At 61.3% G+C, this 7,963-nt stretch carries 8 protein-coding genes; 6 read left to right on the top strand and 2 right to left on the bottom strand.

Translation table 11 applies throughout. The annotated features are described in order from the left end of the window. Together PACILC2_RS21175 and PACILC2_RS21170 are read left to right on the top strand one after the other, a co-directional pair. Positions 1-579: 5-oxoprolinase subunit C family protein (locus tag PACILC2_RS21175; protein ID WP_504739390.1), on the top strand; the 579-nt coding region annotated here is incomplete at its 5' end. An 87-nt stretch (positions 580-666) separates the two neighbouring features. Further along, positions 667-1,488, top strand: coding sequence for a LamB/YcsF family protein (locus tag PACILC2_RS21170; protein ID WP_213530688.1), 822 nt, complete (start codon positions 667-669; stop codon positions 1,486-1,488). 226 nt (positions 1,489-1,714) lie between these two features. Here the strand turns inward: PACILC2_RS21170 and PACILC2_RS21165 are convergent, their stop codons facing one another. Beyond that, complete coding sequence (locus PACILC2_RS21165; protein WP_213530686.1) at positions 1,715-1,891, bottom strand: hypothetical protein; 177 nt, start codon at positions 1,889-1,891, stop codon at positions 1,715-1,717. 357 nt (positions 1,892-2,248) lie between these two features. Here PACILC2_RS21165 and PACILC2_RS21160 point away from each other — a divergent pair, with 357 nt between their 5' ends. The 3 genes from PACILC2_RS21160 to PACILC2_RS21150 are packed head-to-tail and all read left to right on the top strand — an operon-like array spanning position 2,249 to position 5,750. Beyond that, a complete protein-coding gene (locus PACILC2_RS21160) occupies positions 2,249-3,919 on the top strand; it encodes a copper resistance CopC/CopD family protein (protein WP_213530684.1) in 1,671 nt (556 codons plus the stop codon). 29 nt (positions 3,920-3,948) lie between these two features. Next, positions 3,949-4,950, top strand: a complete 1,002-nt coding sequence (locus PACILC2_RS21155) for a sensor histidine kinase (protein ID WP_082655342.1) — start codon at positions 3,949-3,951, stop codon at positions 4,948-4,950. Further along, positions 4,917-5,750 (top strand): response regulator, encoded by an 834-nt coding sequence (locus PACILC2_RS21150; protein ID WP_213530682.1) that lies wholly within the window; start codon positions 4,917-4,919, stop codon positions 5,748-5,750. Before PACILC2_RS21155 ends, PACILC2_RS21150 begins: the two co-directional genes overlap by 34 nt. A gap of 50 nt (positions 5,751-5,800) precedes the next feature. Here the strand turns inward: PACILC2_RS21150 and PACILC2_RS21145 are convergent, their stop codons facing one another. After that, positions 5,801-5,950 carry a hypothetical protein gene (locus PACILC2_RS21145; RefSeq protein WP_213530680.1) on the bottom strand — a complete coding sequence of 50 codons (150 nt, stop codon included), beginning with the start codon at positions 5,948-5,950 and terminating at the stop codon, positions 5,801-5,803. Between the two features lie 1,077 nt (positions 5,951-7,027). Between PACILC2_RS21145 and PACILC2_RS21140 the strand changes: the two genes are divergently transcribed. Beyond that, entirely contained in the window at positions 7,028-7,756 is a 729-nt protein-coding gene (locus tag PACILC2_RS21140; protein WP_213530678.1) for a YcnI family copper-binding membrane protein, read from the top strand. Positions 7,757-7,963: the final 207 nt, after the last annotated feature.

Here is a 7,963-nt window from a genome sequence, read left to right as displayed (position 1 = left end):
TGCGGCGCGGGCGCGGCCGCCCCGTCCCCATGGGCGGCCGCCTGGATGGCGGCGCTGGCGCAGCGCCGCGCCGCGGGCGATTCCGGCCGCCAAGGCTCCGCCTGGGCGGCCTGGTATGCGCCGCCGTTCGTTTACGGCGGCGGCGGGGACGGCGGCATCGAGCTGCGCGCGATGCCGGGGACCGCGCACGGGCTGTTCGGCGAAGACGCCCGTGCGCGGTTTTACCGGGAGCGGTACCGTGTCGCTCCCGCGTCGGACCGGATGGGGGTCCGTCTTGACGGCCCCCCGCCGGTACGGGAATCCCGTGCGGAACTGCTCTCGCACGGGGTATTGCCCGGCGCCGTCCAGGTGCCCGATGGCGCCGGGCCGATCGTGCTGGCCGCCGGCTGCCAGACGACCGGCGGCTACCCCGTCATCGCGCAAGTCGCCACCGTCGACTTGCCGCTGCTCGCGCAGGCGAAACCGGGCGATTGGGTCCGGTTTCGGCCGATCGCGCTGGCCGAGGCGCAGCGCCTCGACCTGATGCTCGAACGCGCCATGCGCGTCCTGAAGACGGCTATACGCTGCCGTCTGCCGTAACGGGACTGGCGGCGGAACATTGCCGCCTTGTGCATGATAGGCCGGGTTCCGGCAAGCGAACCCGAGAAGGAATCGAAGGAGACGTCTATGACAAGGAACGGATCAGAGCGGGAACGGACGACCGCCGGCCAGCGCCTGGCGGTCGACCTGAATTGCGATTTCGGCGAAGGCTTCGGCCCGTATGCGTTCGGCCACGACGACGGGCTGCTGGAACAGGCGACAAGCGTCAATATCGCCTGCGGCTTTCATGCGGGAGATCCGCATACGATGCGCCAGGCCGTAGAGCGCGCCGTTTCGGCCGGCGCAGCGGTCGGGGCGCATCCGGGGCTGCCCGACCGGCTCGGCTTCGGGCGGCGCGAGATGGCGGTCACGCCCGACGAGGTGTACGATTTCGTCGTCTACCAGATCGGCGCGCTGGACGCTTTCGTCCGTGCCGCGGGCGGCACGCTCCATCATGTCAAACCGCACGGAGCGCTGTATCATATGGCGGGCGCCGACGAGGCGATCGCGGAAGCGGTCGTGCGCGCCGCGGCCGTCTTCGGCAGCCATCTGTTCGTCTACGGGCAGTCCGGAACGCTGCTGCCGGTTGTGGCGGAACGCTGCGGCCTGACCGCCGTTTCCGAAGTGTTCGCCGACCGGGCGTACCGGCCGGACGGCCGGCTTGCGGACCGGCGGACGCCCGGCGCGCTGCTGGAGCGACCGGAGCAGATATTGCGCCAGGCGCTCGCGATGGTGCTGGAAGGCCGGGCCTATACGCCGGACGGCTCCGCCGTGCCCGTGCGCGCGCAAACGATCTGCCTGCACGGCGACGGCCGCGACGCGGCTTACGCCGCGCAATATTTGCGGCGCGGCCTGCAGGAGGCGGGGATAGCGGTCGAGCCGCCGCGGCGGAATTTCGCGCCGGGCTGACAGGCTTTTTCACCTGATCGCCCTTGCGGACAATCGGCCGCCGATTGATGCACGTTCCCTGGTTCGAACGCAAAGAGCGGGGTACGCTAGCCGTCCGTCCGCGGCAGACCGCGCCGTCAGGCCGAAGCCGGTCCGGAAACCGCAGCCCTGTCTTTCGGCGAAGCGGTCAGCGGCGCACTCCGTCTTCGAACAGGATGAGGTTGGGGTTCGATCGGAACGTTCGGGGCTATCGTCCGGACAGACGGGTCTCGTCGACCGGATCGCCATCTCCGGAAGAAGTATAGGCGATCAGCGCGACCGGCACGCCGATCTGCTCGCTCAGCCGGCGTTCCCACTCGCGGATATGCTCCACCGCTTCAGGCTTGTCGTCGAGCCGGGCGATTTTGTACGAAGGATTCGTCATACTTGCGGACTCCTTTCCAAGTTTTGAATTAGGCTTGCTCGTATTAGCGTGCCAGATTGTCCCGGATTATAAACCCCGGCCGACCATAAGGACGCGGACCGGCCTCGAATATAAACCGCAACAACAGCCGGCCCGGTAGACGGGTCCGGCCGTTATTTTAACAATGGTGGCAGCCGCTGCAAAGGCGTCAAGTCCGACAACGTTCCGGATCGCTGGGGAAGACGAAGCGGCGCTTTTTACAGCCTACGAACGATCCGATCGGCGAAATCTCACGAAATATTCGGAATTGGCGTCTGTTATCGGCCCGGACGGTCTAGTACACTAATAATAAGCTTGGCAAAAGAAAGGATGCCGCATATGAACAATATATGGTTTCGAATTCGGCCGGCATTCCGCCGGTTGGCGTTATGGATCGGGATCGCGCTGGCGATCTGGGCGCCGCTTGCCTGGCTTCAGACCGGTTCAGCAAGCGCGCATGCCGTCTTGGAACGCTCGGTTCCGGAGCCCGGCGAACGGATGGAGGAAGGACCGGCCGCAGTGGAGCTGCACTTTAACGAAGCGGTGGAGAGCGATGTCGGGTCGATCGCCGTACTGGACGACCGCTCGAATCCCGTTACGGAGGCCCGGCCGGAAGCGCCCGGCGACCGCAAATCGCTCCGCTTGCCGCTGCCTGAGCTGAAAGAGGGCCGCTACACCGTATCTTATAAAGTCGTATCGGCGGACGGACATCCGGTAAGCGGTTCCTATGTTTTCGTCGTCGGCAACCCGCCGGCTTCTCCCGACGCGTCCGCTTTCGACCTGCACAAGCAGGTCGGCCATGAAGGCCACGGCGGGTATGGCGCGGAAAAGCAATTGACGGTCGAACAATTCATCATGTACACCATTCGGGTTTTGTACTATGCCGCTCTGCTGCTGGCAGCGGGAATTATGCTGTGGTACGCGCTGTCGAAAGGGCGGCAGCCGGCGCTCGAGCCCTGGCTGGCGAAATGGGGGCTTTACGGCATGCGGGCGCTGCTGACCGGCACGCTCTTGTACGTGTTTATGTCGACGCGCGAGCTGATGGAAGGGCTGCCGCTCGCCGATTGGGGCTCCCTGCTGCTGTCGACGTCGGTCGGGCAGATATGGCTTTCGCTGCTGCTCCTCGCCGCAGTCGGCTTCGCGGTCATGAAGGCCGGCCGCATAGCCGCTCTGCTCTGGACGGCGGCGCTGCTGGCGGTCGAAAGCCTGAACGGTCATGCCGCCGCGATGGAGCCGAAAGCGATGACGGTCGCGGCGGACTTTGTCCATTTGCTCGCGGCCGCCGTGTGGGTGGGCGGGCTGACGCTGCTGCTCGCGTTATGGTTCGGAGACCGCAAGGAAGCCGGACGTTTCGCTCCGGCGTTCAGCAATGCCGCATGGCTGTCCGTCGCGCTGCTGGCGCTCAGCGGCATCGGGCTGACCGTTTATTTTATGCCCGGCTGGGACTACCTGTTTTACACGCCGTGGGGGACGCTGCTGCTGATCAAATCCGCACTTGTCCTGTTGGTGATGATTGTCGGCGTGCTGCTGCGGCTTAGGGTTCGCAAAGGACATTTTCCAAAGGGCACGCTGCTCAAAATGGACGGCATTCTGATGGCGCTTATTATCGTCATTGCGGCGATCTTCACTTCGATCAGCCCGTTGCCGGAGAACGAGCCCGTCAACTGGCACCAGATGGGCGAGGAGATGCATGTGACGGTCCGTATTTCGCCGAATGTGCCCGGCGACAACAAATTTACGGTGAAGGTTTGGCTGCCCGAAGATGTCGGCACACCGAAATCGGTTGCGCTGCGGCTTCTGTCCGAAGACCGGCCGGAGAGCGGGCCGATCGATATTCCTCTCGAACCGTACGAGGATGACGAATTCGACGCGTTCGACGGTTTCGTGAAAGCGACCTACCGTTCCGAAGGACCGTATTTGCCGTACGCCGGCCGCTGGATCGCGGAGGTTCGCGTTCTGGATCGCGACGATAACGAACGAGTGAAGCGGCACCCGTTCCGGAATTATTGAACGGAAAATGTGCGACGGGGGAGAGAGCGGTGACTTACGCGGCAATCAAACGATTCATTTTGTGGACGCCGACGATTACGATCGGGCTCTGGGAATATTTGCGGCATACGGTGCTGCTGCCATATCTGTCGATGGATCTCGGCAATTTGCTGGCGCCGGTGCTCGTATTTCTCGTTACGGTGACGCTGCTGCGCAAGCTGTTCGCTATGCTGGAGCATACCCAGGAGGAGCTGCAGCGGGAGAAGATGGTCAAGGCGGCGTTTCAGGAACGCGAGCAGCTCGCCCGCGAGTTGCACGACGGCATCGCGCAATCGCTTTTTCTGCTGTCGGTGAAGCTGGACCGGCTGGATCGCGCCGAAAGCCCGGAAGACGTCAGGGAGACGACGTCTCGTATCCGGCGCACCGTGCGCCGCATTCACGACGACGTAAGGCAGTCGATCGCGGCCTTGCGCAACCCGCCGGCCGCCGCGGACCTGCCGTGGATGCAGTCGCTGCGCGCGCTTGCGGGGGAACTGGAGTCGAGCGGCGGCGTTGACGTTACGCTCGATTGGCGTCTGCCGGACGGATCGCTGACTCGCAAGGAGAAGGTCGAGCTGCTTGCGATATTGCGCGAGGCGGTCATGAATATCCGCAAGCATGCGCGGGCGCATCGCGTTACGATTGCCTGCGTTCCCGACACGGAGCCGGCGGACGGCGGCGAACGCTCCGGGATGACAACAGCGGCCGCTGCCGACAGGCCGAAGCGTCGGTCCGCACGGCATCGGACCGGCCGCGCTTCCTCGGCGGGGTTCAGATGCACCGTCCGGGACGACGGCTTGGGCGCCGATCCGCAAGCGCTCGAAGCGAAGGGCAAATACGGCGTGCGCATGATGCGTGACCGCGCGGAAGCGATGGGCTGGTTCGTGGAGATTCGCTCCTGTCACGGCGAGACGGAACAAGGCGAGGGCCTGCCTTCCGGAACTGTCGTGGAAATCGTCAAGAAAGGGGAGGCCGGCAGATGGAAGATGCGGTCGGGCCGATCCGGGTCTTGATCGTTGACGATCATCCGGACGGTCGGGAAGGGATGCGGGACATTGTCGGTTCGGATCCCGCATTTGCTCTGGTCGGGGAAGCCGCCGGCGGCGAAGAGGCGCTGCTGCTGGCAGAAATGCTCAGGCCGGAGCTCATTTTGATGGACATCCGCATGCCCGGTATGGACGGGCTGGAGACGACGCAGCGCATCAAATCGCGGATGCCCGCGGTCAAAATCGTCATGGTTACCGTATCGGACGACATTACCGATCTGTTCGAGGCGATCAAGCGGGGAGCGCAAGGGTATTTGCTGAAAAACCTGGAGCCTTCCGCATGGCTGGAATATTTGCGCGCCGTTGCCATGGATGAAGCGCCCATGACGAAGGAGCTCGCGTTTCGGCTGCTGCAGGAATTTACGGCTAGCGGCGGCGGCGATTCCCGCATGGGCGGCAATGCGGAAGAACGGCGGCACGGCGGCACGGAGTCAGCCGGCGAATCGTCCCGCGGCATGCGCGGGAAACTTCGCGGAGGATGGAGCGGGCGGGAAGCCGGGGCCGCGAAAAGCGGCAGCGCTTCGCGGGATGACGCCCCCAGCAGCGACTGTGCGGTCATGACGCCCCTGACGGCGCGCGAGATTGAAGTGCTGGAACGGGTGGCCCGAGGCGATTCCAACAAAGCGATCGCCGCCGCTTTCGGCATATCCGAGCATACGGTCAAAAATCATCTTAAAAATATTTTGCAGAAGCTTCATTTGAACAACCGGGTTCAATTGACAAGGTACGCATTCGAGCACGGGATGGTGGATGGCAAATCACGCTGAAAACGCGCGGCCGGCAACGTACACGAAGCTGACGTTCGCAAAATGAACGTTCACGAGCCGTGGTTCACGACTCTAACGTTCAGAATCAAGTCGCTCACAACACTGTTCCTCGCGAACCCTTCGTATACAACGTTGCCGTTTACGATGCTGTCGCTCCAAACCCGCTGCTCCAACCCGCCGCATACAACGTTGCCGTTCACGAGGCTATCGCTCCAGGCTCCTTCGCTCGAACCAGTAATTAACCCCGCCGCTGCAATTCCATCACTCCGCCCCAGCCTATTCCCTCGATCGTAACGAATCGTAGACACGCTATTCGCTCGAAAATCCGCTTTTATTTGTTCTTACGAATCTGAGACACGTTATTGAGGTCGTAATTGCAAATTATTACCAAAATATCGTAAATAGCGTGTTTTAGTTTCGTTACATTTCTTTCCAAGGCCCAATCGACCATAATAAGGTTTGTGAGATTCGTTAGCCGAGAAGGGCATCCACCCCGTCGCTTACAACGTTGTCGTTTCCGAGCCCGCCGCTCTAAGCCGTCGCTCTCACCTGTCGCTCCGACTCCAGCCTATACCTTTTGATTGTAACGAATCGTAGACACGCTATTTGCTCGAAAATCCCCTTTCATTTGTTCTTACGAATCTGAGACACGTTATTGAGGTCATAATTGAAAATTATTACCAAAATAGCGTTAATAACGTGTTCTAGTTTCGTTACATTTCATTAAAGGCCCCAATCGACCATAATAAGGTTTGTGAGATTCGTTAGCCGAGAGGGGCATCCATCTGATACTGGCACGAGAGGCTATACTGGCACGAGAGGCTATGCTAGAACGACGGTCCGTGCTGGCACGACAGGCTATGCTGGAACGAGGGGTCATGCTGGAACGACGGGTCATGCTGGAACGACGGTCCGTGCTTGACTAACGTTCTTGCTTGACTAACGTTCCGTGCTTGGTTAACGGTCCATATTTGGCTAACAGGCCGTGCTTGGCTATTCGGCTTTGCGCCAGTCACATTTTCCGGTATTCTACCGACGGGATGCCGGTTATTTTTTTGAACATCCGGTTCAAGGAGGTCCGCACCAAACCCGCTGCTCACAACATTGCCACTCATAACATTGTCACTCATAACATAGTAACTCCGGACTTATCGCTCATAACGTAGTCGTTCCCGAACCCGCCACTCCGAACTCGTCCTTCCAACCCACCGCTCCCACCCATCGCTCACAACGCTATCGTTCACAAAGCTGTCAAGGCGCCATAGCTCTTCCGGGTCATGCTCGGTCGGCGGACGTTCCCTATACTTGATCGGGTAGAACAATATTCGAACAGGGAAGGGAAGATCGATTATGACGAAAAATGGACCGCATGGGCGATTGCCGCGATCGTGTCGCTGGTTTTGGCGAGCGGAGCGAGCGCACATGTGACGGTTTGGCCGAAAGAAGTGCCGAAAGGATCGTACGAGGTGTTTACAGTCCGAGTGCCGAGCGAGACGAAAGGTACGGAAACGGTCAAGGTCGAACTGCGGATTCCCGACGGTTATCAAGCGGGGCGGATTCAGCCGGTTCCCGGCTGGTCTTATTCGCTGGAGCGGGACGCGAACGACCGGATCACAAGCATCGTGTGGGAAGCGGAAGGCAAAGGGCTGGCCGACACGGAATTTATCGAGTTTAAAATAAACGGCAAAGTAGCCGACGACGCCGTCGAGCTTGTATGGAAAGCGTATCAGACCTATGCGGACGGAAGCGTCGTCGAATGGGTCGGCGCCCCCGATGCCGACAAGCCCGCTTCGGTAACCGCCGTCGTCGACGGGGCTCCGCAAGCCGACGGCCACGGCGCCGCACCGTCAGGGGCCGCAGACGCGGACAAAGATCATGCCGCGGACGAAGCGCAAACGGCGGCCGGCGGCAAGCCGGATACCGCGACATTGGTGCTGTCGATCGCAGCGCTCGTCGTCGCCATTGCGGCATTGATTTCCGCGCTTGCCCGCCGCCGCCGGGTCTGACGCGGCTGTTGCCTGCATTCTGCTCGCAACATTGAATCGAATCGGCGGCGCCCCGATTTCGAGTCTGGACCCCGCTCGCGCGGTGGTTCCCGATCGACTCGGCATATTCGGCGTTTCACAACGCGATGACGAGTCCCGGGTTGTTGCACATCTCCCGTATAATGGATTTCCATTATGCGGGAGTTTTTTTATGGTACGCCCAGCATG

Source organism: Paenibacillus cisolokensis, assembly GCF_018403665.1.
In the GTDB taxonomy this organism is placed as follows: domain Bacteria; phylum Bacillota; class Bacilli; order Paenibacillales; family Paenibacillaceae; genus Paenibacillus_AH; species Paenibacillus_AH cisolokensis.
The sequence above is the reverse complement of the archived record's forward strand: the minus strand, read 5'-3'. Positions and strand labels throughout refer to the sequence as shown.

Excerpts from the sequence above, each read along its gene's own strand:
- PACILC2_RS21170 (WP_213530688.1), top strand. The coding sequence starts at position 667 with ATGACAAGGAACGGATCAGAGCGGGAACGGACGACCGCCGGCCAGCGC.
- PACILC2_RS21165 (WP_213530686.1), bottom strand. The coding sequence starts at position 1,891 with ATGACGAATCCTTCGTACAAAATCGCCCGGCTCGACGACAAGCCTGAA.
- PACILC2_RS21160 (WP_213530684.1), top strand. The coding sequence starts at position 2,249 with ATGAACAATATATGGTTTCGAATTCGGCCGGCATTCCGCCGGTTGGCG.
- PACILC2_RS21150 (WP_213530682.1), top strand. The coding sequence starts at position 4,917 with ATGGAAGATGCGGTCGGGCCGATCCGGGTCTTGATCGTTGACGATCAT.
- PACILC2_RS21140 (WP_213530678.1), top strand. The coding sequence starts at position 7,028 with ATGCTCGGTCGGCGGACGTTCCCTATACTTGATCGGGTAGAACAATAT.